Annotated in this window: 27 protein-coding genes; 21 read left to right on the top strand and 6 right to left on the bottom strand. The window is 50.8% G+C overall.

What is annotated here, in order from left to right:
* The first annotated feature begins 50 nt into the window (after positions 1 to 50).
* The 5 genes from AC0YNV_RS08385 (at position 51) to AC0YNV_RS08365 (ending at position 4,839) form a co-directional block, all read left to right on the top strand.
* Positions 51 to 1,001 (top strand): alpha/beta fold hydrolase, encoded by a 951-nt coding sequence (locus tag AC0YNV_RS08385; protein ID WP_475767504.1) that lies wholly within the window; start codon positions 51 to 53, stop codon positions 999 to 1,001.
* Between the two features lie 119 nt (positions 1,002 to 1,120).
* Positions 1,121 to 2,053: a manganese-dependent inorganic pyrophosphatase gene (locus tag AC0YNV_RS08380; RefSeq protein WP_475767502.1), complete on the top strand. Its 933-nt coding sequence runs from the start codon at positions 1,121 to 1,123 to the stop codon at positions 2,051 to 2,053.
* Between the two features lie 162 nt (positions 2,054 to 2,215).
* Positions 2,216 to 2,494 (top strand): cytochrome b family protein, encoded by a 279-nt coding sequence (locus tag AC0YNV_RS08375; RefSeq protein WP_475767500.1) that lies wholly within the window; start codon positions 2,216 to 2,218, stop codon positions 2,492 to 2,494.
* Between the two features lie 350 nt (positions 2,495 to 2,844).
* Complete coding sequence (locus AC0YNV_RS08370) at positions 2,845 to 3,870, top strand: THUMP domain-containing class I SAM-dependent methyltransferase (RefSeq protein ID WP_475767498.1); 1,026 nt, start codon at positions 2,845 to 2,847, stop codon at positions 3,868 to 3,870.
* A gap of 33 nt (positions 3,871 to 3,903) precedes the next feature.
* Positions 3,904 to 4,839: a phosphotransferase family protein gene (locus AC0YNV_RS08365; protein ID WP_475767496.1), complete on the top strand. Its 936-nt coding sequence runs from the start codon at positions 3,904 to 3,906 to the stop codon at positions 4,837 to 4,839.
* A gap of 134 nt (positions 4,840 to 4,973) precedes the next feature.
* On the opposite strand, the gene pdxR is transcribed toward AC0YNV_RS08365, so the two are convergent.
* The gene (gene pdxR, locus AC0YNV_RS08360; protein WP_475767494.1) at positions 4,974 to 6,416 is read right to left on the bottom strand and encodes a MocR-like pyridoxine biosynthesis transcription factor PdxR; all 1,443 of its coding nucleotides are present in this window, start codon (positions 6,414 to 6,416) and stop codon (positions 4,974 to 4,976) included.
* Between the two features lie 251 nt (positions 6,417 to 6,667).
* Here pdxR and AC0YNV_RS08355 point away from each other — a divergent pair, with 251 nt between their 5' ends.
* The 3 genes from AC0YNV_RS08355 to AC0YNV_RS08345 all read left to right on the top strand — a co-directional run bounded on the left by AC0YNV_RS08355 (position 6,668) and on the right by AC0YNV_RS08345 (position 8,344).
* Positions 6,668 to 7,624, top strand: coding sequence for a carbon-nitrogen hydrolase family protein (locus tag AC0YNV_RS08355; protein ID WP_475767492.1), 957 nt, complete (start codon positions 6,668 to 6,670; stop codon positions 7,622 to 7,624).
* A 46-nt stretch (positions 7,625 to 7,670) separates the two neighbouring features.
* Positions 7,671 to 7,811 (top strand): hypothetical protein, encoded by a 141-nt coding sequence (locus tag AC0YNV_RS08350; protein WP_210039751.1) that lies wholly within the window; start codon positions 7,671 to 7,673, stop codon positions 7,809 to 7,811.
* 155 nt (positions 7,812 to 7,966) lie between these two features.
* Positions 7,967 to 8,344 carry a VOC family protein gene (locus tag AC0YNV_RS08345; protein WP_475767490.1) on the top strand — a complete coding sequence of 126 codons (378 nt, stop codon included), beginning with the start codon at positions 7,967 to 7,969 and terminating at the stop codon, positions 8,342 to 8,344.
* Positions 8,345 to 8,359: 15 nt separating this feature from the next.
* On the opposite strand, the gene AC0YNV_RS08340 is transcribed toward AC0YNV_RS08345, so the two are convergent.
* Positions 8,360 to 9,517: an SGNH/GDSL hydrolase family protein gene (locus AC0YNV_RS08340; RefSeq protein ID WP_475768390.1), complete on the bottom strand. Its 1,158-nt coding sequence runs from the start codon at positions 9,515 to 9,517 to the stop codon at positions 8,360 to 8,362.
* A gap of 246 nt (positions 9,518 to 9,763) precedes the next feature.
* Between AC0YNV_RS08340 and AC0YNV_RS08335 the strand changes: the two genes are divergently transcribed.
* Entirely contained in the window at positions 9,764 to 10,480 is a 717-nt protein-coding gene (locus AC0YNV_RS08335) for an AAA family ATPase (RefSeq protein WP_475767488.1), read from the top strand.
* 40 nt (positions 10,481 to 10,520) lie between these two features.
* On the opposite strand, the gene AC0YNV_RS08330 is transcribed toward AC0YNV_RS08335, so the two are convergent.
* Entirely contained in the window at positions 10,521 to 12,023 is a 1,503-nt protein-coding gene (locus AC0YNV_RS08330) for an MDR family MFS transporter (RefSeq protein WP_475767486.1), read from the bottom strand.
* Positions 12,024 to 12,084: 61 nt separating this feature from the next.
* On the opposite strand from AC0YNV_RS08330, the gene AC0YNV_RS08325 reads away from it, so the two are divergent.
* The 7 genes from AC0YNV_RS08325 (at position 12,085) to rpmG (ending at position 17,696) form a co-directional block, all read left to right on the top strand.
* Positions 12,085 to 12,555 (top strand): hypothetical protein, encoded by a 471-nt coding sequence (locus tag AC0YNV_RS08325; protein WP_475767484.1) that lies wholly within the window; start codon positions 12,085 to 12,087, stop codon positions 12,553 to 12,555.
* Between the two features lie 138 nt (positions 12,556 to 12,693).
* Positions 12,694 to 13,131 (top strand): Fur family transcriptional regulator, encoded by a 438-nt coding sequence (locus tag AC0YNV_RS08320; protein WP_475767482.1) that lies wholly within the window; start codon positions 12,694 to 12,696, stop codon positions 13,129 to 13,131.
* A 431-nt stretch (positions 13,132 to 13,562) separates the two neighbouring features.
* The gene (locus AC0YNV_RS08315) at positions 13,563 to 14,270 is read left to right on the top strand and encodes a metal ABC transporter ATP-binding protein (protein ID WP_475767481.1); all 708 of its coding nucleotides are present in this window, start codon (positions 13,563 to 13,565) and stop codon (positions 14,268 to 14,270) included.
* Entirely contained in the window at positions 14,216 to 15,109 is an 894-nt protein-coding gene (locus AC0YNV_RS08310; RefSeq protein WP_475767479.1) for a metal ABC transporter permease, read from the top strand. The genes AC0YNV_RS08315 and AC0YNV_RS08310 overlap by 55 nt, the downstream gene beginning before the upstream one ends.
* A gap of 99 nt (positions 15,110 to 15,208) precedes the next feature.
* On the top strand, positions 15,209 to 16,240 hold the full coding sequence (locus tag AC0YNV_RS08305) for a metal ABC transporter substrate-binding protein (RefSeq protein ID WP_475767477.1): 1,032 nt from the start codon (positions 15,209 to 15,211) through the stop codon (positions 16,238 to 16,240).
* A 59-nt stretch (positions 16,241 to 16,299) separates the two neighbouring features.
* Entirely contained in the window at positions 16,300 to 17,511 is a 1,212-nt protein-coding gene (locus AC0YNV_RS08300; protein ID WP_475767475.1) for a GTP-binding protein, read from the top strand.
* 35 nt (positions 17,512 to 17,546) lie between these two features.
* On the top strand, positions 17,547 to 17,696 hold the full coding sequence (gene rpmG, locus AC0YNV_RS08295; RefSeq protein WP_210039760.1) for a 50S ribosomal protein L33: 150 nt from the start codon (positions 17,547 to 17,549) through the stop codon (positions 17,694 to 17,696).
* A gap of 79 nt (positions 17,697 to 17,775) precedes the next feature.
* Here the strand turns inward: rpmG and AC0YNV_RS08290 are convergent, their stop codons facing one another.
* The gene (locus AC0YNV_RS08290; RefSeq protein ID WP_475767473.1) at positions 17,776 to 18,747 is read right to left on the bottom strand and encodes a TIGR03943 family putative permease subunit; all 972 of its coding nucleotides are present in this window, start codon (positions 18,745 to 18,747) and stop codon (positions 17,776 to 17,778) included.
* A gap of 17 nt (positions 18,748 to 18,764) precedes the next feature.
* Complete coding sequence (locus AC0YNV_RS08285) at positions 18,765 to 19,943, bottom strand: permease (protein WP_475767471.1); 1,179 nt, start codon at positions 19,941 to 19,943, stop codon at positions 18,765 to 18,767.
* 322 nt (positions 19,944 to 20,265) lie between these two features.
* On the opposite strand from AC0YNV_RS08285, the gene AC0YNV_RS08280 reads away from it, so the two are divergent.
* The 3 genes from AC0YNV_RS08280 (at position 20,266) to AC0YNV_RS08270 (ending at position 22,655) form a co-directional block, all read left to right on the top strand.
* Positions 20,266 to 22,071, top strand: a complete 1,806-nt coding sequence (locus AC0YNV_RS08280) for an LTA synthase family protein (RefSeq protein ID WP_475768389.1) — start codon at positions 20,266 to 20,268, stop codon at positions 22,069 to 22,071.
* A 33-nt stretch (positions 22,072 to 22,104) separates the two neighbouring features.
* Positions 22,105 to 22,245, top strand: a complete 141-nt coding sequence (locus AC0YNV_RS08275; RefSeq protein WP_210039763.1) for a hypothetical protein — start codon at positions 22,105 to 22,107, stop codon at positions 22,243 to 22,245.
* Between the two features lie 239 nt (positions 22,246 to 22,484).
* The gene (locus AC0YNV_RS08270) at positions 22,485 to 22,655 is read left to right on the top strand and encodes a hypothetical protein (RefSeq protein WP_210039764.1); all 171 of its coding nucleotides are present in this window, start codon (positions 22,485 to 22,487) and stop codon (positions 22,653 to 22,655) included.
* A gap of 126 nt (positions 22,656 to 22,781) precedes the next feature.
* On the opposite strand, the gene AC0YNV_RS08265 is transcribed toward AC0YNV_RS08270, so the two are convergent.
* Positions 22,782 to 23,048, bottom strand: coding sequence for a hypothetical protein (locus AC0YNV_RS08265; RefSeq protein WP_210039765.1), 267 nt, complete (start codon positions 23,046 to 23,048; stop codon positions 22,782 to 22,784).
* Positions 23,049 to 23,246: 198 nt separating this feature from the next.
* On the opposite strand from AC0YNV_RS08265, the gene AC0YNV_RS08260 reads away from it, so the two are divergent.
* Both AC0YNV_RS08260 and AC0YNV_RS08255 read left to right on the top strand, forming a co-directional pair.
* Positions 23,247 to 23,573, top strand: coding sequence for a hypothetical protein (locus tag AC0YNV_RS08260; protein ID WP_475767469.1), 327 nt, complete (start codon positions 23,247 to 23,249; stop codon positions 23,571 to 23,573).
* A gap of 134 nt (positions 23,574 to 23,707) precedes the next feature.
* Complete coding sequence (locus AC0YNV_RS08255; protein ID WP_475767467.1) at positions 23,708 to 25,378, top strand: family 10 glycosylhydrolase; 1,671 nt, start codon at positions 23,708 to 23,710, stop codon at positions 25,376 to 25,378.
* The last annotated feature ends 95 nt before the right edge of the window (positions 25,379 to 25,473 follow it).

The raw sequence follows: 25,473 nt of genomic DNA, 5'->3' as shown, positions 1-25,473 counted from the left end.
AAATAACGGCAAAATAAAGACGGAGTACTCTAAGAACGGAGGAATTCTGCATGAGAAGCACTCATCATCAATTGCCGGGAGAATCTATTCATCTGTACAAATGGGAGCCGGATGAAGGCGAAGAGATCACAGGTTTGATTCATTTGATCCATGGCTCCTGCGAGCATGCGAGGCGCTATGAGCATTTTGCCAGATATTTGACGGGCCGGGGGCTGGTTGTGTACGCCAGCGATCTGCGTGGTCATGGCTGGTCGGTGGAGAAGCGGGAGGAGCTCGGCTTCTTCGGAGAACGGAACGGCTGGGCGGGCATGGTGAGCGATCTGAGGCGTGTGACAGCCCTGGCCAGATCCGAGCATCCGGATTTGAAGCTGACGCTGGTCGGGCACAGCATGGGGTCCTTTCTCGCCAGGCATTATGCCATTATAGCCGGTGAGGAGCTGGACGGTATGATTTTGATCGGAACGGCGCATCAGCCCCGGGTGCTGCTTCATCTGGGGAGAGGGATTGCGGCATGGGAGATCATGACCAAGGGCTGCATGTACCGCAGTCATTTTCTCAATAAGCTGACCTATAAATCCTTCAACCGCCGGATTAAACCGGCAAGAACGCTCCAGGACTGGCTCACCCGCGACGAAGCGGAGGTGGATCGTTTTATTGATGACGAGCAGTGCGGATTTGTTTTTACAGCCGCCGGCTTTCGGGATATGTTTGACGGACTGCTCTACATTACGAAGAAATCCAACATCCGGCACATGCCGCGCAATTTGCCCATTGTCATGCTCTCCGGTCAGAATGACCCGGTTGGCGCCTACGGCAAAACAGTGAAAAGAGCCTACCGTTCATTCGGAAAAGCTGGGGTAATGGAGCTGGGGATGACCTTGTATGAAGGCATGCGGCATGAAATCCTCAATGAAATTGGCCGTGAGCAGGTATATGGCGACGTTCTCAAATGGATTTACGGGACCGTAATTAAACCGGCGAAACAGACTGCGCATTCATAATCGTCTGAAGTGTGAACAAACCGCTCTTCAATTTCTTACATAAAGCATAGGAATAAGGCGAATAATTCGTTATAATATAAGGGATCTCGTCAAAAATTTCATTATTAAGGAGAACAACCATGGAAAAAATACTTATTTTCGGACACAAAAACCCGGATACGGACACTATTTGTTCCGCAATCGCTTACGCCGATCTGAAAACTCAGCTGGGTCTGAATGTTGAAGCCGTTCGCCTCGGTGAAGTGAACGGAGAAACGCAATATGCGTTGACACATTTCAACACCGCAGCACCCCGTCTTGTGGAGACGGTTGCCGGTGAAGCTTCCGGCGTTATCCTGGTTGACCATAACGAACGCCAGCAAAGCGCTGCCGATATTGATCAGGTTCGCGTTGTGGAGGTTATCGACCATCACCGTATTGCCAATTTCGAGACAAGCCAGCCCTTATACTACCGCGCTGAGCCGGTTGGCTGTACAGCGACGATTCTCAATAAAATGTACAAGGAAAACGGCTTGAAAATCGGCAAAGAGATTGCCGGTCTGATGCTCTCTGCCATCATCTCCGATTCCCTGCTGTTCAAATCCCCGACCTGCACGGAGCAGGATATTGCGGCAGCCCGAGAGCTTGCCGAGATTGCCGGCGTGGACGCTGACAGCTACGGCCTGGAAATGCTCAAAGCGGGAGCGGACCTTAGCGACAAAACGATCGCTCAACTGATCTCCCTTGACGCCAAGGAGTTTACGATGGGCAGCTATAAAGTGGAAATCGCTCAAGTAAACGCTGTGGATACCAATGATGTGATTTCCCGTCAAGCCGAGCTTGAAGATGCACTGAGCGGCATTATCGCCGATAAAGGACTCGACCTGTTCCTGCTGGTTGTGACCGACATTCTCAATAACGATTCTGTTGCGCTTGCGCTAGGCAAAGTATCCGGTGCTGTTGAAAAAGCTTATAACGTCAAGCTTGCCGACAATAAAGCAATCCTCAAGGGCGTTGTTTCGCGCAAATCGCAAATCGTCCCTGTTCTGACGGATACGTTGAACAACTGGTAATTCCAATCGATTCAATAGAGCAGCCGCCGGCCATTGAGCCTGCGGCTTTTTATTATTCCCGTTATAGTCCTTGTCTCTACAGGATTTTGAAGGTGAGCAATCCCAGATTGTGGTACAATTGTAAAAGTAACTTTTGGTATCTGCGTAAAGGAGTTGGGGGAATTGATCAGGACCATTCTGCAAAGCCTACTGGCAGGGGCTGCGCTCGCCGTTATTTATTTGGCGGTGCAGATTGGACAAGGCGTCTACATGACCATGAAATATGTGCCTGACATTGCCGAGGCGTATAATACGGTGGAGCCGGCTGCAAGCGAGGTTTCCTTTGGCCGGGTGGAGAGTCCGAATCAAGAGGTCTACATGTTCATATTTATTGTCCTGGCAGGAAGTGTCCTGTTTATATTGGGAAAGCTTGGCTATAGGCGTTATCTCAAAAAATCTTGATTGCTGCAAGCGTTTCCTATAGAATAAAAAGTACGTTGAAGCAGGAGGTAGTTTGCCGTGATGATGATGACCGTATTCTTGACAGCTGTTCAGTCCTAATAAACTGAATAGACGGTATTTCCAAATTGAGATGAGAAGATTCGGTCGAATGGCCGGATTGATTTTTCATGGCTTGATTGGGATACCGGAAATGTCTTGAACATTACGGTCAATCGGTTGCTCCTGCAAATAAACAGGGTTATTTCAGTTATTACCCGTTGTATGCCTGAGCTGTGAATGGACATTTGTTCATTTGCGGCTTTTTTTGCGTTCAGCCGGTTTTCCGATTTTTCATATCGGAGGAACCCAGCATGAAGAGAATTCGTTATATGGCCACGGCGCTCCCCGGAATAGAAGCCGTCCTGGCTGATGAAATGACCCGTAAAATTCCGGAGGCGCAAATCAAGTCGATTAAACGAGGAAAAATCTTTTTTGAAACGGCTTTGCCCGCCTGCGATCTTTTGTCCTTGCGCACCGCAGATAATATATACCGTGTAATCTGCTGCTTTTCCATTGGGTTGCACCGTTCGGACCTGCCCAGTCTGCTGAAGAATATCGCGGCATGCGATTTATCTTTTGCAGATACCGCCGGCTTGCGCGAGGCGGGATTCGTGGTCAATGCCAGCCGGAAGGGTGCGCACAGCTACAGCCGGTTTGAGGCGGCTGAGGCGGCCATGTGCGGCATCGGGAGGCATTATCCCGGGTGGAGAAAGGGAAGCCCTGAGAGTCACAGCTGCGAATTTCGCCTGGATATTGATGATGATGCGGCTGTTTTTTCATTCCGTATGACGGATTCAACCTTCAGATACCGCTCCAGGGACCGCATCTTCACTCCCGGTGCTCTTCGCCCAACCATTGCCCACGCGCTTGTGTGGCTGTCATCGCCGCAGCCTGCCGACCGCATCATCGACCCGTGCTGCGGATCCGGAACTTTAGTAGGCGAACGCCTGGCTTATCCTCTTCGGGAAATCAGGGGAGGGGATTGTTCCGCGAATGCGGTTCAGGCCAGCAGGGATAATTTTCCAGGTAGGTTCCCGGCAGCTATCCATCAATGGGATGCAAGGAATCTGCCGATTGACAACGGCTGGGCCAGCACGATAATCAGCAACCTGGCGTTTGGCAGGCAAATAGGCCAGCGCGAGTCATTACAGGAGCTGTATGGCGCTCTGCTCAGGGAAATGTCCAGGCTGCTTGACCCGGCGGGCAGAGCTGTTCTTCTTGCGGAAGACGGCGCACTGCTTCGCTCGGCAGCGGAGCAATACGGGCTTGACTGTACGGAGCTGATGCGGATCAGTCTGAAAGGGATTCAACCCGCGATTTACCGTTTAACCAAATAACTGACATTTAATAAAAAGAGAAGAGGGATTTATATGTCTGTCATCAAGTCTGATATGGACGGCCAGTCCGCCGCTGCTTTTCTGCAGGATTATTGGGGAGAGCCTGTTTCAGGATTGGAGGCTATTGAACAGGGAGAGGTCAACCGCGCATATTTCTTCCGGTTCAGGGAGCAGGATTATGTTGTTCGTTTTAATGCCCAGGAGAGCGGATTTCAAAAAGAGCGTTACCTGTCCGACCATTTCGGTTCAGATGAGCTGCCGATTCCGGCAATTATTGAAATCGGTCCTGTTAACGGCATGTACTTCGCGATCTCCAAGCGAGCTGCGGGAAAGACCCTGGTTCAATATGATGCGGATCAGCTGCCCCTGCTCCAATCCATGCTGATTAAGCTTTTTGCCGGGATAAACAAGCTGAATGTGGGGGAGACACAGGGGTTCGGATGGATTCTGCCTTCCGGCAATGGCAGCCAAGCAAGCTGGAAGGCGCATCTGGAATCGTCCTTCGATGAGAAAGAGCCGGGATTCTGGCAGGGCTGGCATAGTCTGTTTGAAGGGAGTTTCCTGGATAAAGGACTGTTCGATGCCTTATACGGCAGGATGATGAGGCTGGCTGCGTACAGCCAGGAGGAACGTTATCTGGTTCATGGCGATTTTCATACGGGAAATCTGATCGCAGACGGGCCGCGCTTGACTGGCGTGATTGACTGGGAAATGGCGATGTATGGCGATTATATGTTCGACCTGGCCACCTTTGATTTGTGGTCGCCGCATGTCAGGCTTCCCGAGCTTTATTATAAGCATTGTCAAGCCGAAGGCAAAGAGATCAGGCATTTTGAAGAGAGGTTTCTCTCGGCTCTGCTGTGCAAGGGTCTTGATGCTCTGCGGTTCTATGCCAGAACCAATGACGAGCATGCTTATGTTTATGTAAGGGACGATCTGCTCCGCCGTATTGCCGGGAATAAGATATAATGAATCCCTCCTTCATTTCTATGGCCTTTCGGATGCAGTTCCGAAAGGCTTATTTGAAATATAAGTAAGCGTTTATTTGGCTTAAGTTTTGCTTATTTCGGAGGGAGGAAATTACCGGTTGTTACTGAAGGAGCTCAGCGGACAGCTGACTGTCCAAGCAGCGCACGGGCCAAAGCCCTGATCCCCGGTTCTATATCCTCAAGCCTGGGCTTGGCGTAGCTGAGCCGGATATAACCTTCCTCTGATCCATACACAGTTCCGGGGACGAATACGACTCCGCTGCGGATTCCTTCCTCCAGCAGACGGCTGTCATTTACCTTCCGGTTGATTTTGCACCACAGGTTCAGACCGCCATACGGAAGGTCGAAGGTGACGGCATCCGGCAAATATTTGTTCAGGGCGTCGATCATCTCGTCCCGCTTCTGCTGCAGCGCCATCTGCAAATGGATAATGTGGTCCTCAAAACGTCCGGAGCGCATCAGTTGTTCCGCCAGCCATTCCGACACGATGCTGAGCCCAAAATCCATTTGCTGCCTGGCATCCGCGAGCCGGCTGACGACAGATTGCGGGGCGGCAAGCCAGCCAATCCGCAGGCCGGAGGCGGCAATTTTGGATAAGGAGCCGATATACATCACGATGCCGTCCTTGTCCAGTGCTTTCAACGTCTGTGGAGGCTCCGGCAGCATCGAGGTGAGGCTGAAAGGATCGTCCTCGACAATGGGAATCCTGAGTTCTGCGGCGATTTCCAGAAGACGTCTCCTCTTCGTCAGACTGAGAATACTCCCGGTGGGATTCTGGAAATTGGGATTCAGAAAGACCATTCGAATCCGGTGCTCGCGGTACAGCCTGGCGACATCCTCCGGGTCAATGCCGTCTTTGTAAACTGGAAGCCGGCATATGCGAAGGCCCGCAGACTGGAACATCGGCAGGGAGTAGCAGTAGGAGGGATCCTCAATTGCTACCGCATCTCCCGGTGATAACAGGCATTGGGTGATCAAGTACAGGGACTGCTGGGAACCCGATGTAATCAATATGGAGGATTCCGTAGCGGCAATCCCGTGCCGGCGGCCAAGAAACCGTGCCAGGGTCATGCGCAGCGCCGGGCTGCCCTGAGGATGATCGTAGCCCAGATGCTCCGTAAAGGGCTGCTCCCGCAGAAGCTCCTGGACGAGTTCATTGGGAAACAAATCGGCCGAAAGCTCGCCGCTTGCCATATCGATCAAATTCGCGTCATGACGGACGACTTCGCGGATACGCCGCATCAGCGGGAGATTGGGCAGGAAGGCTCCTCCCTCCGTATACTGCCGCCAATTTGGCGTATGGGATGGAGTGAGCCCCCATTTGGTGCGGTTGACGCTGGTGCCTCTGCCTACAGCGCTTTCCAGCAATCCGGATGCGCGCAGCTCTTCATAGGCCTGTACAATGGTGCTGCGGTTTACATCCAGCTGCTCCGCCATTTTCCGCTCGGACGGAAGCAGACTGCCCGGAGGAAGCTCGCCGCATGCAATACTCCGCTCCAAATGCTCCACGATTTGCCGGTATATCGGCTGTTTCGAATGCCGGTCAGGTTTCCACATCTAGAAGTCACACCTTTGACAAATAAAATACAGGCTTTGAACGATACAAACGAATCATAGCCGGTTCAAGCTATCATACAGCCTGCCAATTGGATTTGCAATTGACCATCCAATTCATCATTTCGTCTCAAATGGATGGGTTCATTCCGATCCAATTGGCTGGTTACAAGGGGGTCATTTGCTTCTATGATAGGGGCATATCGAATAGAATTGCATCTTCAACAGACATGAATAAGGGCTTGCAGGAGAGGATGGTCAGGATGGGGCAAAATGTACGGATTGCAGTCGTTCAAGCGGCGCCGGTCCTATTTGACAAGGAGTCGGCACTGGAGCGTATCGCCGATTACGCATCGCAAGCGCAATCTCAAGATGCCCGTCTGCTTGTGTTTCCTGAGGTTTTTGTCGCCGGCTATCCGAGAGGGCTTTCCTTCGGCGCCCGGGTCGGCAGCCGAACGATGGAAGGCCGCAAGGACTTCGCAAGATACTGGCAGAGCGCTGTCGATATTCCGGGCAAGGATACGCTTCGACTAGGCGAGATTGCCCGTGAGACCGGACTTTATCTGGTTATCGGAGTGGTTGAGCGCGACGGGGAATTCAGCGGCGCTACGCTTTACAACACCATCCTGTATATAGGGCCGGACGGGGACGTGCTGGGCAAGCATCGGAAGCTGATGCCGACAGGAGCCGAAAGGCTGCTGTGGGGGCAAGGGGACGGCAGCACCTTGACGGTGATCGACACGCCTTTTGGCCGTATTGGCGGTTTGATCTGCTGGGAGAATTATATGCCCTTGGCGAGAACGGCCATGTACGCCAAAGGTATCGATATTCTGGTCACGCCTACTGCTGATGCCCGCGACACATGGCAGGCTACCCTCCGGCATATTGCCTGCGAAGGACGCTGCTACGTCATTTCCAGCAATCAATATGCAACAAAATCGACCTATCCCGAGGATTTATACGGCTATGACAATATCGCAGGCGATCCGGAGGTGCTGTGCCGTGGCGGCAGCGCAGTTGTAGGGCCGCTGGGCGAATATGTCGCCCAGCCTTTGTATGATGAAGAAGGCCTTATTATGGCCGAGCTGGACATGGCACTGGTAACGCAGAGCCGGTTTGACTTTGACGCAGTCGGCCATTACAGCCGTCCTGATGTGTTCCAGCTGACCGTTAACGAGTCGAAGCAGAGCATCGTCCGATTTAAGGTATAGGACCTGGCGGCAGCCTGCTTCACAATAGATAAGGGAGGTGTACAAAATGGGTGTACCTGCTTTTGTATGGATATGTGCCATTATTATTGCCATTATCGTAACCTGGATAACCATTTGGGTAACGAACAAAGCCTATTCCCGCAGATGGGAGGACAGGACCAGCGAGATCGACCGGACGGATAATTAATAGGGACAGCCCCTCCCCCAAGGACGGCAAGGCCGCTTCTTGCCATGTAAGGTTTTTGAAAGGTGTATTTTCAGATTATTGCCAAATATGGTATGATTGCAATAATCTGTACTGCCCTGTCAAAGGGGTATGAAGCGGCTGGGGAGGGGAATTTCTTGCGCACTCATTACATCCAGGGAGTAGACCATGTTCAATTGCCCGTCAATGATTTGAAGAAAGCGACACAGTGGTATTCCGAGGTGCTCGGACTCGAGGTTAAATCTGTACATAAGCATGCAGCATGGCTGCGTTTTGCCAAAGGCCCCTTTTTGATGCTCCACCACAGCAATAAGGAAACGAAGGTTCAATGGCTGTCGGAGGAGGATTTTCCAATGCCGGCTTTTATGTTCATTACGGAGAATATGGTTCAATTGAAGCAGCAGCTGGACAAAAATAATACCTTCATCCGTATGTATCAGGATGAAGGCTTCGGTTGGGTAATCAAATTCGTCGATCCGTTCGGCAATGAGCTTGGCGCATATCGGCCGAACTGAACAGCTTTTTGCTTTTTATGACTTGTCATCGCTGGTAATCAGATTAAGCAGTCTGATCGTCGTTCCTGAGGACTCTTTCTTTTTGTTCTCGGTGACGACCAGCTTAAATGAATGCGCGCCCGATGTCAGACCGCTGGTTATGAACATCTTTTTTGTCGTGGAGACTTTGGAATAGGCATCCACCATGCCCGCGAACTTACCGTCGATATATATTTTGCCGATTCCGCCGCTGCTTGAAGTCTCGACATTGAGACCCAGCACGTTCCCTTCGAAGGAACTGCTGATATAGTCCCCAGGGCGGCTGCCTGTATAGCCGTTGTTGTTTTCAACAAATCCTTGCGAGCTCATGTCAGATGGGGAAATCATCGTTTCTTTTCCTGTATGGAACAGCTCCGAATCCGGGAAAAGAGGCGTTTCGGGAATCGCTGTTATGGTTTTGCCAGCGTTCAGATCGGCTTCCAGTGCTTGCATAATTTGGCCGGTGTACATCTCATAACCGCGACTATTGGGAAGAGTGCCGTCATCCGTCAGTTTTTCTTTTTGGTTGGAGAGGAATTCGTTTCTGGTATCGATTGCGGTGAGCCCGTAATAGGAGCTCAGTCTTTTGAGTATATCGGGGTATGCGTTTTTCTTCACGGTGTTCTCGATAAGCAGCAGAATTTCAGTTTTTGGGTTACGGTTCTTGATATTGCGGATCAGGCTCTCGTAGATCGCACCGTACGTTTGCGGGTCCAGTGCAGCCTGATCATTCTGGCCGAAGCTGATGATGGCCAGATCATATCTGGCATTGACGTTCAAGAGCGTCCAGTAGTCTGACCATCCTCCGAAAACGGTACCTGCGGGATTGGTGACCAGCGTTCGCAGCGCCGTCACCTGGCGGGTTGTTTTCATCTGATCCTCGAACCGGTAAAACCACTTGTCCCGCTTGCGGCCTGCCCCGTCGCTTTGACCGATAGCATCTCCGACCACCAGATAGTTGATGAATGAGCCTGTCTTCATTTTGTCGTACACATTCGAGGAATTTGGCTGAATCTGTAGGGAAGCGGCATTTACTGTCGAGGTCATCCTGATTTTGTTCTGCAAATTTTGACTGCCTAAAAATAATGTGAAAACAAGAATGATGACTAGAAACCCTGCTGGCAGAATCGGTTTTATTAAGAATAATTTAATCATTCTCTTCAATATCACCAGCTCCTACTATTTAGTTTTGTTTATTATGATACAAATCGTATCATTTACAATGATTAATGTAAATAATAACAGAACCCTTTCATAAAAAATTTATTTATGAACTGCGCAAAATTTATATTTTTTACAATTATTTACTCGTGTCCTGGCTGGATGTAGGGTATTCTGAGACGGATATCGGGTCGAAATGTGACGAGTTGCTCAATCCGGTCTAACGAAGGGAAGCTGACAATGCTGCTTGAAGTGAGTACGCTTAAAGAAAAGATACCTGCGGGAAACAGGTATCCGTTCAATATTCCTTCCATTAAGTCTCTGGATCGGCTGCGCTTTGGCAGGAATGTAACCTTTCTGGTCGGAGAGAATGGATCGGGCAAGTCAACGCTGCTGGAAGCGATCGCTTATCAGTGCCATTTCAACACAGCAGGGGGCGGGCGCAATAATCAATATGAGCTGGCCTCCGCCGGAGCACAGCTCGGTGATTATATCCGGCTATCGTGGATGCCCAAATTGACCAATGGTTTTTTTCTGCGGGCGGAATCCTTTTATAATTTTGCCAACCATATTGACGACATCGCCAGGGAGCACGCATCCGTTTATGATGCTTACGGCGGCAAATCGCTGCATGAGCAGTCGCACGGCGAATCCTTCCTCTCCCTGTTCAAGAACAGATTCGGCCAGCGGGGAATTTATCTGCTTGACGAGCCCGAGGCTGCGCTGTCTCCGGCAAGACAGCTGGTATTCCTCAGCATGATTCATGAGCTGCAGCGTCATGCGCAGCTTATTATTGCCACCCACTCTCCGATTCTTCTGGGCTATCCGAATGCCGATATTTACAGCTTTGACGCAAGGCCGCCGGCAATGATCCGTTATGAGGATACCGATCATTATCAGATCACCCGAAGATTTCTGGAAAACAGGAAAAGCTATCTAAATGAGCTGATTGACTGATCCTTATCTGCTGCGGGATAAGCTTGTTGTGAGCATGCGCTTATTCATTAAGGGAAGCTGGCTGCTCGGCAGGCGGGCTGGTGCGGATGGGCCGCTGGACAAGCCGCGCATTGCCCATGAAGAAGCTCGCCGCGAGCGCAATCAGGACGAGCACGCTGCCGATTGCAAACAGATGATCCAGAGCGCTGCTGAATAACTGCTGAAGCTCCAGCAGTTCGTTGCCGGAGAGCTTGCTCCGGGAATCACTATCCAGCAGCAGCTGCGGATCGAGAGTCATCCGCTGTGCGAGCAGACTGCCAAACACGCTGACTCCGATTGTCCCCCCGATCGAACGGAAAAACTGCGAGGATGAGGTGGCGACCCCCCGGGTTTCGAAATCCACGGCGCTCATGGCGGCCGTTCCAAGGACAGGAAAAACGGCGCCTATGCCAAGGCCGGTCACAATCATATAGAGAATAATTTGCGCCAGGGTTGTCTCTGCGGTCATAGTGCTCAGCAGCAGGAGACCGCCGGCCATCATGGCCAGGCTTGGCAGAAGCAGGGTCCGGAAGGATACCTTGCTCATGAGCCGTCCGCCATAGGTTGAAGTGATAACGACAGACAGCATCAGAGGGGTTAGAACATATCCGGCTACAGAAGGACTCACGCCAATAACGCCTTGAATATACAAGGGAATGTAGGCAATAGCTCCGAACATGGCCGCACTCATGAAGAATCCGGCGATGTTGCCGAACGCGATTTCCCGCAGCTTGAACAGCTGTAAAGGGATAATCGGTTCATGGGTCCGCGTTTCAATCCATAGAAACAATCCCAATAGCAAGGCGCTGCCTGCGAATAGGCTCACGATTTGCCAGGAGCCCCATCCCAAATGAGTCCCGTCCTCCTGTCCTCCGCCTGCCAGCACCAGAGCGAGCAGAACGGAAACGACCGCACCGCTCAGCGTGACCGCCCCATACCAGTCAATAGAGCGTTTCTCCGCGCCCTTGCTCTCCTTCATGGCGATCAGAATAATGAGTACCGCAGCGATCCCGATAGGCAGATTAATCAGGAAAATCCATCCCCAATGCCAATAATTGACGATGATTCCGCCGAGCGTGGGGCCGAAGCTGCTGGTCAGCGCAAAAACGCCGCCGAACAATCCCTGAAATTTTCCCCGCCGCTCAGGCGGATACAGATCGCCGACAATGGTGAAGGCAATGGGCATTAAAGCACCGGCACCCAGGCCTTGAACGGCTCTGAATATAATGAGCTCCGTCATCGTTCCGGACATGGCGCACAGAGCAGAGCCTGCCAGAAATACCAGTAAGCCGGTCATATACACTTTTTTGCGTCCGAACAGGTCGGCTAGCTTTCCATAGATGGGAATAGTCGTAGTGGAGGCCAGCATGTAGATCGCGAATACCCAGCTGTATAGATGAAGTCCCGATAAATCTTTAACAATGGTCGGCATGGCAGTGGACACGATGGTCTGATCCAGGGAAGCCAGTACCAAGCCAAGCAGCAGCCCGGCTGTAATCCATTTGATATGGGCATGTTGTTTCAATATCGCACACTCCGTCTCTCAGGAAGTCCCTCTATCTTGCCGTCAGGAAGTCCCGGAAATATTGGTGCTGTTTGCAGGCCTGCGAAAGCAGCATAAAAAATATAACGGAAAAATCGAAAAAAGAGTAGACTTTTTCTTTCCGGTAAGTTATCTTATTGATATAGTGCGCCCCAATCAGGGTGCTCTTTTTTTATGTTTATTCCGCTTCTTTATAATGCCGCAGCAGACAAGGGAAGCCCGCATGTTGAAGAGCTTCCCGTCTGCCCGACTTGCGGTGGCAAGATTACTTTTGTTCTTCCTCAATATCGTCTTCAAGTTTGCTGATGTATTCGTTTGGTATTTCATCCCCCTGGGGATTGTTATTCTTGAACATGCTTTTTCGTCCATTGCGAAACTCGCCGCCATGCACTTCGGATTGGCTTTGCCCGTTATTATCGCTTCCGCCGTGGCGGTTCCGATCCTTGTTCACATTATTGGACACTGTCAGTTGCCTCCTCATTCATATTGCCGATCGCTCTCGGCACGTGGTTAGCTTTTGCAAATTGGGTTTGAATATACAGTCCTTCCTGCATCTGGCTCATGTTGGCGCGTGTAAACGTTCATAGTCTTGACATATCTTCATAAAGTGCGGCATGATGAAATGAAGACTCAAGTTGAAAGGATTGCTACTATGGCTGAACAAAATAGGATGCAGCAGATTATTGATGTTATGGTGAAGAACGGCTGGAGAATAACGGAGCAGCGCCGCATGATGGCGGAGATTTTTACGAAGCGTGAAGGCTATTTGTCCCCAAAAGACGTTTATGATCTGATGACTGTCCAATATCCGAGCCTCAGCTTTGATACGGTATACCGCAATTTGCGGCTGCTTAGCGAGATGGGAGCGCTGGAGCAGTTTTATTTTATGGACGGCGGGCTCAAATTCAGGGGCAGCTGCACTGCGCATCACCATCACCATCTCATTTGCGTCAACTGCGAGAAAACGTTGACCTTTGATTATTGTCCCATGGAAAATTCCCTGCAGCTGCCGGGTAATTTCAAAATCATTAATCATCGCTTCGAGGTTTACGGGATATGTGAAACCTGCCAGGTGGAAGCATCGGCCTGATCCCCTTGCTGCAGCAAGGAATCGGTTTAAATAAAGGACGGCAAGCGGTTAAGGGGTCGATTTCCACGCGGGAATCGGCCCTTTTTATTTTTTTGAGGTTCATACTGGAGAGGCAGAACGGCTTGCATCGCCACGGATAAGGAAATAAAAGGCGGCTGGTCTGCGGCATTGACTAATGCTGCGTTAGCTGGTAAACTTCATTGAGTAAATATTACGATTAAGGAAAACGGAGGACGGCAGGGGCCGTTTCTTCTAAAAATATAAGAAAATATCAAATACCTCGATACTTCGCTTATATTTCTGTTGGAGGAAATGAACTGCGCCGCTAAAGGACGGCGAAACCCGTTTCTTCTTGCATGTCTCAAAATCGTAAAACTTACATATAAATAGATTGGATTTGTGCAATCAGAGAAAGGAAGGGGGGTTCAAGCATGCTGCTTGCCGAAATGCAAGGCGTTGAGTTCGGATACCGGGATGTGCCCTGTCTGGAAGATGTAAGTCTGGAGATCCACTCGGATGAGTTTGTTGCCGTAACCGGACCCAATGGCGCCTCCAAGACAACACTGCTCAAGCTGGTGCTGGGCCTGCTGGATCCGTGGAAGGGTGACGTCCGTTTATCCCCCATGAATGCCACAGGAAACAAGCTTGTCGTCGGTTATGTTCCGCAGCAAATTGCCGCTTTCAACAGCGGATTTCCTAGTACGATCGCAGAATTTGTGCGGTCCGGACGGTATGTTCACGGTTCATGGCTGCGCCGGTTGAAAGCCAAGGATCATGACAGCACCGAGCAGGCTCTCCGCCAGGTCGGCATGTGGGATCTGCGGCACCGCAGGATCGGGGAGCTGTCAGGCGGGCAGAAGCAGCGTATCTGTATTGCCCGGGCGCTGGCGCAGGAGCCGGATCTGCTTGTGCTCGATGAGCCTACGACCGGTATGGATCAGGCGAGCCGATTCGGCCTCTATGAGCTCATGCGGCATCAGGTGAAGGAGTACGGAAGGACTGTTATTATGGTGACCCATGGATTATCGGAGGTCAGTCCTTATCTGGACCGGGTGATCGAGCTCGTTCGGAAGGAGGATGGCGGATGGAAATGCTGCACTACGACTTCATGCAGCGGGCATTTTATGCCGGTGGGCTGATTGCGCTGGTGGCCTCGGTGCTTGGCGTTTATTTGATGCTGCGCCGGCAGGCGCTCATGGCAGACATGCTCTCTCACGTTTCGCTTGCAGGCGTTGCTGGCGGCGCTTATCTTCATATCAATCCGACATTGACCGGATTTGCGGTTGCCATTATTGGCGCAATAGCAGTGGAATATGTCAGACGCTCTTATAAAACCTACAGCGAGATTTCCATTGCCATTATTATGGTTGGCGGCTTGTCCAGCGCGGTTGTGCTGATGAGTCTTAACCATAGCGTGAACAAAAGCTTCTCCTCCTATCTGTTCGGGTCGGTCGTTGCTGTAAACAGTACGGAATTGAAATTAATGGGTGCGGTGGCAATCGCCGGAGGATTATTTTTCTTTCTCTGCCGGAGGCCCCTCTATCAAATTACGTTTGACGAAGAGACAGCCAGAACAAGCGGGCTGCCCGTAAAATGGATATCGCTTGGCTTCAGCGTGCTGACGGGCATGATTGTGGCGGCGGCCATGCCGATTGTCGGCGTGCTGCTTGTTTCCTCGCTCATCATTCTTCCGGCGGCGCTCGCGATCCGGATTGCCCCAAGCTTCACGGCGGCGCTGATTTACGCGATGATCATCGGATTGATTGGCGTCTTCTCCGGCTTGACCGCGTCTTATCAATTCAGCACACCGCCCGGCGGTACGATTGCATTGCTGCTGCTGTTCATTCTGATCGCCGGCATCGGCGTCAAGAAATTCGCGGCATGGCTGGTCAGAAGCAGGAGCAAAACCAGGAAGGAACCGGAGGCGGCCGTAATAGGGCAGCTGCCCCGATTTTCTAAAGATTCATCGCTTCATTAAGCTGTATAAAGAGAACAAGCCGGCCTGAAGGCCCGAAAGGGTATGTGGATGCAGAATCGGGTGCCTTCTGGCTGGTAAAGATCACAAGGAGGAAGAGCAATGAAATTCGGGTTGAGCAAATCTTTGGCAGTGGTGGCTGCTTCAGCGGTATTGATCGCGGGCTGCGGGGGAAATACGAATAATGCGGGCAATACGGCAAGCACAGGCAATAACAATGCAGCGGCTGCAAACAGCACAACTGCTTCGAATGGGGTAAACGGCAGCACAAATGCGGATAGCGGCACGAAGCTGAAAATCGTCGCCAGCTTTTATCCGATGGTGGAATTCAGCAAACAGGTGGCCGGCGATCACGCCGATGTCGTTGGACTGATCCCTTCCGGTACGGAGCCCCATGATTGGGAGCCAAGCGCCAAGGATATGGTTCAGGTGCAGGAAGCCGATGTATTTGTTTACAACGGAATCGTTGAAGGCTGGGCGGACGACGCGATAAGCAGCACAACCAATGACAAACGGATTGTCGTTGAAGCCAGTAAGGGCCTTGCTCTGATGGAAGGGACGGCGGAGGAGGAAGAAGAAGGGGAAGAGGCGCCAGCGGATGCCGGTCCCGTTCTTGATCCCCATGTATGGCTTGACCCGGCGCTTGCCCAGAAGGAAGTGGCGGCTATCCAGGCTGCGCTCATTCAGGCGGATCCTGCCAATGAAGCGGACTACACGAAGAACGGCGAAGCATATATTGCCAAACTCCAGGAGCTGGATGATGCCTATAAGACAGGTCTTGCCAATACGAAACGAAAAGGATTTGTGACCCAGCATGCGGCTTTTGGATACATGGCCAAGGAATATGGAATCACCCAGATTCCAATTGCCGGATTGTCGCCGGAGGAAGAGCCTTCCCCGGAAAAAATGGCTGAAATAGTGGAGTTCGCCAAACAAAATGAAGTGAAAACCATTTTCTTCGAAACACTGGTTGACCCGAAAGTCGCCCAAACCATCGCGGATGAAATAGGAGCCAAAACGGATGTGCTTAATCCTCTGGAAGGGCTGACTGATGAAGAAATCAGCAAAAATCTGGATTATATCGCCGTTATGAAATCCAATCTTGAAGGCCTGGAGAAAGCGTTGAATGAATAGTGCTTTTTATTTCCGGTCATTATCGTAATAATTACGCAATTGAAGGGACGTTGTGATTCATGAATACGACCAAAATTCCCGTAACCGTATTGAGCGGTTATTTGGGAGCAGGCAAAACCACGGTATTGAATCATGTTCTGAACAACCGGAGCGGTTTGAAGGTTGCGGTAATCGTGAACGATCTCAGCGAGGTCAACATTGACGCGGACCTGATCAAGGACGGCGGAGGCCTCTCCCGGACCGATGAGAAGCTGGTGGAGATGTCCAACGGCTGTATCTGCTGCACGCTCCGCGAGGATCTGCTCAAGGAAGTGGAAAAGCTGGCCAGAGATAACCGGTTCGATTATATTCTCATCGAATCGACGGGCGTCGGCGAACCGCTTCCGGTCGCCCAGACCTTCACCTACATCGATGAGGAGCATGGTATCGATTTGACTGCGTTTTGCCGTCTGGACTGCATGGTGACCGTTGTCGATGCCTACAGGTTCTGGCATGACTTCTCCTCGGGCGAAACGCTGCTGGAGCGCAGTCAGGCGGTTGGCGACGACGATCACCGCGATGTCGTCGATCTGCTCATCGATCAGATTGAATTCTGCGATGTGCTTATTCTGAACAAATGCGATCTGGTGGATGAAGAGGATTTGACGGAGCTGGAAGGCGTGCTGCGCAAGCTGCAGCCGAGCGCCAGGCTGATCCGCAGCAGTCAAGGGAGGATTGACCCGGCGGAAATACTGAACACCGGATTATTCGACTTCGACGCGGCGAGCACGTCGGCAGGCTGGATGAAGGAAATGGCCAAGCCTGTTCATGTGCCGGAAACCGAAGAATATGGCATCTCGTCATTTGTTTACGAGCGTCATAGACCGTTCCATCCCGGACGCTTGCTGCAGTGGATGGAGAACTGGCCGGTTGACATTGTCCGCGCGAAGGGGATAATGTGGTTGTCCTCGCGTCATGATATGGCCCAGAATATCAGCCAGGCAGGCCCATCCATCCAGTTTGGACCCGCTGGCTACTGGGTTGCCGCACTGCCCGAGGATGAGAGGCAGGCAGTTCTGCTTGAGGATCAGGAGCTGCTCACCGACTGGGATGAAGTGCATGGGGACCGGATTAACAAGGTTGTATTCATCGGCATCGAGATGGACGGACCGCAGATCATCTCTACCCTGGACGATTGCTTGCTGTCGGATGAGGAGCTTGAGCAGGACTGGAGCAGCTTCCAGGATGATCTGCCGAATCCGGTTCAGGAAGAGGAAGCAGTGCTTCATTAAAATCAAATCATTAAAACCAAGAAAGGTTGATAATCATGAGAGTCGTTGTTACACTTGCCTGCACGGAAACCGGAGACCGCAACTATACGACAACCAAGAACAAACGCAACCATCCCGAGCGGCTGGAGCTGCGCAAATACAGTCCGCGGCTGAAAAAATTCACGATTCACCGGGAAACGAGATAATCGCTATAATCGCGCAGGTAAAAGCCGGGCTGCTGCTGCAGCCCGGCTTTTACCTGCGGATAAACATGAGCAAGCCTGACTATAAGCCAAAATCATAGTCCGGATATACATAGGGATCATCTGACGGCTTGATTTTCTCGGATTTGCCGGCTGTAAAGAGGATGACATCTGTGCCGTTATACTGGGTTTTATTAATGGTCCCGGTCATTCTTAGCCAGGTATCGTTCTTATACGCGCCAGCATCTGCCGCATTGACCAGCACGCCGTAGGGAAGAGCATCCGCCGTACAGCACTGGACGGCGAAGCGGCCCAGAATGAATTGATTGGCCGCAAGCGTTTCGTCGCGGTATACGAAGCCCTCCATGGTCAATTTCTTCCCTATAAAGTTATCCAGATACAAATCGATAGTCGTAAGGATTTCCATATAATTCTTCTCGGTGACGGTAATGAGCGGCTTCTGGTAGAGCTCCATGCCGTATTTGGAATATGCCTCGGTGAACTCATCTGCCGGGAACAGCTTCGCAAGCTCCGACTGGGGCCCGTCAGCTGACGGGGCATCTTCCGGGCTGCCGGGCGTTGATTGCGGAGCAGAGGCGGCTTGAGCGCTTACGTCAGCCGATAGCAGCGATGGATCGGCAGCGGCGTTTTTTTCTTTCATCTTGATGCTCCCCGATGTACTCAAGGTCATGCCCTTCTGGGCGGCCATCGCGCTGCCAATGGTTGTGTCCGGGGTGAAAATGAAGACGGCAAGCGGGACGACGAACAGGCCGTATACGAGTATATTGCGTATGAGAGAAGGCGAAGGCGGATGCTCGCAGCCGCAGTCGTCTTCTTTGCCGTTCCACAGCTTGAAAGCCTGGTAGATCTGTACAACGGCTACGCCGTAAAGGGCAATTGCAGCGAGCTTGACGTAAATCGTCATACGCGGGGCGATATACAAGGTCAGATGCCCCGTCAGCTGCAGCCGGACAATATAGAACGCGATACCTCCCAGTATAACGGCACGGATGATCGGATGGATGACCTGGCGTCCAACGGATTGTTCTTCCATGGCTTGCGCCTCCTTGATTATGGATTTGGCCAAAGCTGTCCGGCAACGATGGACAGGATCAATACGACAGCTGTAATCAGGACAATGAGCCCAAACACAAAACGCGAGCGGAAAACCGCCAGCATCATGAGCGTATTTTTGAAATCAACCATCGGTCCAAAGACCAGAAAAGCAAGCAGGGCTCCTTTGGGAAATACTCCATTGAAGGAAGCGGCGATAAAAGCATCGGAGGTTGAGCATAACGAGATCAGGAAGGCAAAAGCCATCATCAGAGCATGCACGCCGAGATCGCCTCCGCTGAGCGAAACGAGATCATCCCGGCTGACAAAGGTTTGGATCAGGGCTGTCAGGAAAGCGCCGAGCATCAGAAATTTGCCCATTTCAAAAAATTCATCCGCGGCATGCGTGAATACGGAGAGGAATTTGCCTCCCGATGCATGGTTGTGATAGTGATCATGCGCATGTCCATGCCCGTGAATATGATGATCATGCATATGCGCCTGATGATGACTGCCGCTGACATGTTCATGGGCGCCATGCCGGAGCACGGAATCACTATGAATTGGACCTTGCGAATAACGGTCATGCGGACGGCCGGAAGGGCCGGCAGCAGATTCGCCCGCTTCCAGGGAAGCGGAGGCAAATTCAAGCGGGCTGGTTCTCACCCGGTGATACAGCACCAGCCCGACTATGGCAGAAACGGCGAAGGCGAGTCCCATCCGGAAATATACCATGTCCGTATTCAGCCGGAAGGCCATATAGGTTGCTGCGAAAGTGACGGGATTGATGATCGGGGCAGCCAATATGTAAGTAATTCCGATATAGACAGGCATGCCTTTGCTGATCAGCCGGCGCACAATGGGAATCATGCCGCATTCACATACGGGAAGCAGAATCCCCAGCAGGCAGGCATATACAACGCCAAGCAGCGGATTCCTGGGGATAAATCTGCGCATTCGCTCCTCGGAAATATACAGATTCATGAAGGAAGAAACGAGCACGCCAAGCAGAATGAAGGGCAGCGCCTCCAGAAAAATACTGACGAAAACCGTCTTCAGGCTCTGCCACTGGGCTGCCGAAATATCAGGTAACAGATCCGTCGATAGCATACGATGTCCTGTGAAGACCAGCAGCAGAGCGGCCAATATCCCGACCGTGACAATGTTCAGGCTCCAGCGGTAAATCGAATTGGGCATATTGGACCGACCTTTCGTAACTAGTAAGGATTACGATTAAGTATAAAAGATTTATCCCTTTTGGTAAATAGATCAAACCAAGTGTCTATTTTTTGTCAATCTGGCATATTGGAGGCATATGGCGCATGATTGGGCCGGATCTTATAGAAGAGCCTGTCCGTAAATGTTATACTGGAGGACATGAATAAATGAACAGGAAAGGATCTGGATTTTCGTGGAAAAAGCTTTATTCAGAAAACAACGATATACGCTGTCCTTCCAAGATGAGAAGCGGCGCCGTATTCCTCTCTTTTATATCACATTCCTGCTGCTGCTTCTAAAGATGATTCTGCTGCGCAGCTTTTTCTTTCATGATATTGCCTGGAGCCGCCTGACGACAGACGCCGCTGCATTACTGGTAATTTTGAGCCTGTTCGAGCTCGCTCTGCCTCTTAAGGTGAAGTCCATCGTATTCTGGCTGTTTAATTTCATCTATTCGCTCACCTTGTTTGCAGCCACCTTATATTTCTCGCATTTTGGCTCGGTACCGACCTATACGGCGCTTTATAATCTGGATCAGGTGCTGCAAATCAAATCAAGCGTTCAGTCCACGGTTGAGTTAAGCAATTATCTCTATTTTATCGATATCGTTATTGCCGTTATAGTCTGGCTTGTGCTCAGAATCATCGGAGTACGCCTGCCGGCCAACCGTTCCATCTGGAAAATAGGCGTGCTTATCACTTTCGTCGTCTGCATCGCGATATCCGCCAGATATATCCAGCTGGGCATGCCCATTGAGAATGAGCTGGTGGCGGCCGAGACCGATGGATTTCTAAATTATCAGGTAGCCTCGGCCATCAAGGCCGTGAAGGATAACAGCATAGCAGCGGAGGGCAATACGGATGAGATCGCCCAGGAAATTAGTGACCTTCAGGCATCCTATGCGTATAAGGATCAGCCGGGGGAAGCGCCGGCATTCTTCGGGGAAGCCAAAGGGAAGAACGTCATCGTCATTCAAATGGAGGCGTTTCAGAACTTTCCGATCCATCTGTCGCTGGACGGGAAAGAGCTGACGCCTGTCCTGAACGGATTGGCTGATCAGGGCATGTACTTCCCGCATATCTTCCAGCAAATCGGACAGGGCAACACCTCCGATGCCGAGTTTATGTCGAACACGTCCATCTATCCAACGGGGAAAATAGCGATGTCGACAGGCTACGGGAACCGCGTGCTGCCGAGTATGCCAAGACTGCTGCAGGAACGCAATTACGAAGCGGATACGTTCCATGTCAATGATGTGGGCTTCTGGGACAGGAGCAAGCTCTACCCGGCGCTTAATTTCAATCATTATTACGACAAGCCTTTTTATACCAATGATCATTTCAACAGTTTCGGCGCTTCCGATGAAGAGCTGTACCGAGTAGGGGTTGAGAAGCTGTCGGAGCTCAGCAAGCAGGGCAAGCCGTTTTACGCCCAATTCGTCACCGTATCCAGCCACTTCCCGTTCGAGGTGCCGGAGGATCGTTTGAAAATGAAAATACCGGACGCGCTGAAAGGCACGCAGCTTGGGAGCTATCTGGCTGCCGTCAACTATACGGATTATGCGGTCGGCACGCTCATTGACCGCTTGAAGCAAAACGGCATGTGGGATAACACGGTGCTGGTTCTGTATGGGGATCACTTCGGCCTGCAGCCCGATCAAATTGATTCCGCTCTTATCAGCTCTGAGCTTGGCATCACGTATGATCCGCAGGTTTCCCGGTTTAACATCCCGCTCATTATCCACATGCCCGGAGAGACGGACGGCAAGGTTGTAAACACAGTTGGAGGACAGCTTGATATCATGCCGACGATCGCCAATCTGCTCGGAGTCTCCCTCAGCGAAGAGAAATTTACAGCGTTTGGACATGATCTGATGAATATCGATCACAATGTGTTTGGCATGCGCTATTATTTGCCGACGGGCTCATTTTTCAACAATGACATCCTGTTTGTTCCCGGCAAAGGGTTCGAGGACGGTAAAGCGACATCATTGTCAACGCTGAAGCCCGTGACTGATTTCTCCGCTTACCGCAAAGACTACGATTATGTGCTTAAGTTGATGGAGCTTTCGGACCAATATGTCCGTTCTCTCCCCAATCGAAAATAGATACCATTATACCAACAATAAAGGAGGATCAGCATGGGGGTACCGGCAGGCGTCTGGATTGGAGCAATTGTTATTGGGGTCATTGTAGTCTGGCTGACCATTTGGGTAACCAATAAGGCGTATTCGAAGAGATGGGAAGAGCACGAGGAAGAAAATCAGGGAAAAAAAGAATAACAGCTTTAACCCTGGAGCCGGCAGCCTAGTCTGTACGGTTCTTTTTTTGCAATTATATTCGGGGAGAAATTTGCTTTGCCGTTAAAGGACGGAGAATTCGCTTCTTTTAATTGACAATGATAATCATTATCAATTAAAATGAACACAACCGCATATACATAGAAAAAGCATGTGCCGGCGAATGCAGCTATTGTTCCAGGCCAGGCAGGCAATAAGGTAGCGAGACAGGAGGCGACCGAATGGGAATTTTGTATGAAATCATAAACCGTACGAATCCTGATCAGAATAAAGAGGAGAATAAGCTGGAGCGGCCATGCGCGGATGAGCTTGTGCGTCAAAGCTATTACAGGGCGGATAAGAAGCTGAGAGAGAATTTGCTGCATGCGGACAAAGGACTGAATAAAGCTTAGCGGAAGAGCGGCTGCAATGCGAATCCGCATACGTTTGGACCCGTATGATTTGATCATAAAGCCTAAGACAGAAATTCATCAAATCAAACGGATCGAAGCGTTTAGCGAGTCGACAGGGAAGAAGGGTTAGATCTTGATCAGCCCTTTTTCTTTGATTTCATTCTCAAACTCGGAAGCATGCTTGGACATACAGTTGCAATAGTAGTCTTTACGGCAAATCGGGCATGGAACGGTAAGCAGGCGGTTAACGCCGATTAACTCCCAATCCGGTTTCTTGCTGTAAATAAGCCGGCATTTGGTGTTGTCCGTCAGTGTGGCAACAAAATGGTAAAGTCCTTCTGCTTCATTGCTGTCCACTACTACAAGGTTTTTGATATGAATTTTAAGCGCCATGTTTATCTCCTGTTCACATATTTGATTTTTATTTGCATAAGCGTGTGCTTAGTAATACTAATTGGATTATACCACTTTTGTCAAAGTGAAATTACCCCTTTGCTATATTTATTATACGATTATGGTTAATTGTGAAGCAATGTGTGTAATAAGGAATACGGCAAGCCGAAAATAAACTGAATCAAGGCGGTGAATGACATGACAGTCCGATATCTTGTGAACTGCTATAACACAACCATTACGGTGAAGCAGGAAGATGACAGCATTGGGCAATATGATGTCAACATTCAAAGCAATAACAGTCCTTTCGGTTCCGGCAACACGCTGTATTCCGCACATACGGAAGAACAGGCCGTTCGGATTGCCAATCAGCTGTGTGCTTTTTACTCCATGGCAAGGGAAAACGGGTATTACCTGCAGGGGAAGAAGTTTATGAAGCCTGACAGGCGGGATATCCATGCGGAAGAAGTGCTTAGATTTGAAAGAAGCGAAGAAGATATGCACGCGTTACTAACCGGAGCTTAAATAAAATCATATACGAACCCATATAAGGGACCTCTCCGGAGGTCTCTTTTTTATTGGAAGCAACAATTTCCATTATGATGCGTCCAATATATAAGTGAAGAAGCAGAGTCTAACGAAATTTGGAGGATTTATTAATGAACTTGCGCAAGTGTCTGGCTGTTTTGCTGTTTGTTGTCTTATGGTCGCAAGCTGCGGCCCTGAATGTACATGCCCAAAATTCCAGTACGATTAAGATCTTTTTGGACGGGCAGGAAATCATAAGCGATGTATCTCCTTATATTGTTCCTAAAGTGGACACAACCCTGGTTCCCCTCAGAGTGATCAGCGAAGGATTGGGAGCGGCGGTGGATTGGAAGCAGAGCAGCAAGAGCGTGACCATCAGCTGGCCTGAAACGGCGATTGCGCTGACGGCCGGCCAAACCTACGCTCTCGTGGACGGGAGCAAGATTGCCTTGGGAACGACTGTGACAGTCAAGCAGGGCAGAGTTATGGTCCCGCTGCGCTTTGTCGGAGAGCAGCTCGGTCTGCAGGTAAACTGGAATCAAAGCGAGCATACGATCACGATGCTAAGCGGAGGTTTGGCTGAGCTGCCTCCTTCCGAACCTGTCGATCCTGTTGCCCCGGCGGAGCCAAAGCCGCCGGTCGATCCCGCCTTTCCATTGCCGCCCCTTGACGATAACGGCGGCGGGAATACGGGGGGCATCGGCTCAGGCCTCAGAGGAGCCTGGGTATCGACGGTTTTCAATCTGGATTGGCCATCAACAGGTTCATTCGGAAACAAGACGAAGCAGCAGGATGAGTTCATCAAGCTTTTGGATGATTTGCAAGGAATGGGCATGAACGCGGTATTTGTACAGGTTCGCCCGGCAGGCGACGCTTTATACCCCTCCACGCTTGTTCCATGGTCTGCATTTCTGACCGGAACAAGTGGGAAAGCGCCGGATTATGATCCGCTGGCATTCATGATCGGGGAGACACATAAGCGGGGAATGGAATTCCATGCCTGGTTCAATCCGTTCCGCGCGACGACAGATACGAAAACGGATAAGCTGGCCGGCAATCATGTGGTCAAGCAGCATCCCGAATGGATCGTCAAATCCGGCAGCATGTTTTATATTAATCCCGGCATCCCGGAGGCGAGGCAGCATATTATCGATACGATCATGGAAGTGGTCCATCAATACGATGTGGACGGCATCCATCTGGATGATTATTTCTATCCGTCCGGCGGCACCTTTGGCGATGATGTTACTTTCCGGACATACAACAGCAAGAAACTCGCCACGCTCGCCGACTGGCGCCGGGATAATATTAATGAATTTGTCCGGCAGCTGGGCGAATCCATCCACAGCGCCAAGCCGCAGGTGCAGTTCGGCATCAGTCCGTTCGGAGTGTGGCGCAACAAGGCGCTGGATGCGACAGGCTCGGATACCAAGGCTGGTGTAACCGCTTATGACAGCATGTATGCGGATGTACGCACCTGGATCAAGCAGGAGTGGATCGATTATGTCGTTCCGCAGATATACTGGAGCTTCTCTTTCACGGCGGCTCCCTATGGCACCTTGGTAGATTGGTGGGCGAATGAGGTACGGGGCACAGACGTTAAGCTGTATATCGGCCATTCACCTTACAAGCTGGGGACTGCCGAGGCAGGCTGGCAGAATGCCAAGGAGATTATCGATCAATTGTCTTACAATACTTCGATTAAAGAAGTCAGCGGCGATCTGTTCTTCAGCGCCAAGGATTTGCGCAAAAATCCGCTGGGACTTCTTCAAGCGCTCACGGTTTATTACAATCTTAATTAATTTATACGGTATTGTTACCTTTTCGAAACAATTTGGAGCCTATTCCCGGTTATAGTTATTCTATAACCAGATGTCCTTGATAGGGAGTGGCTTAA

The organism is Paenibacillus sp. JT31N11 (genome assembly GCF_056269285.1).
Note: the sequence above shows the minus strand (reverse complement) of the source record. Positions and strands in the feature narration are given on the sequence as shown.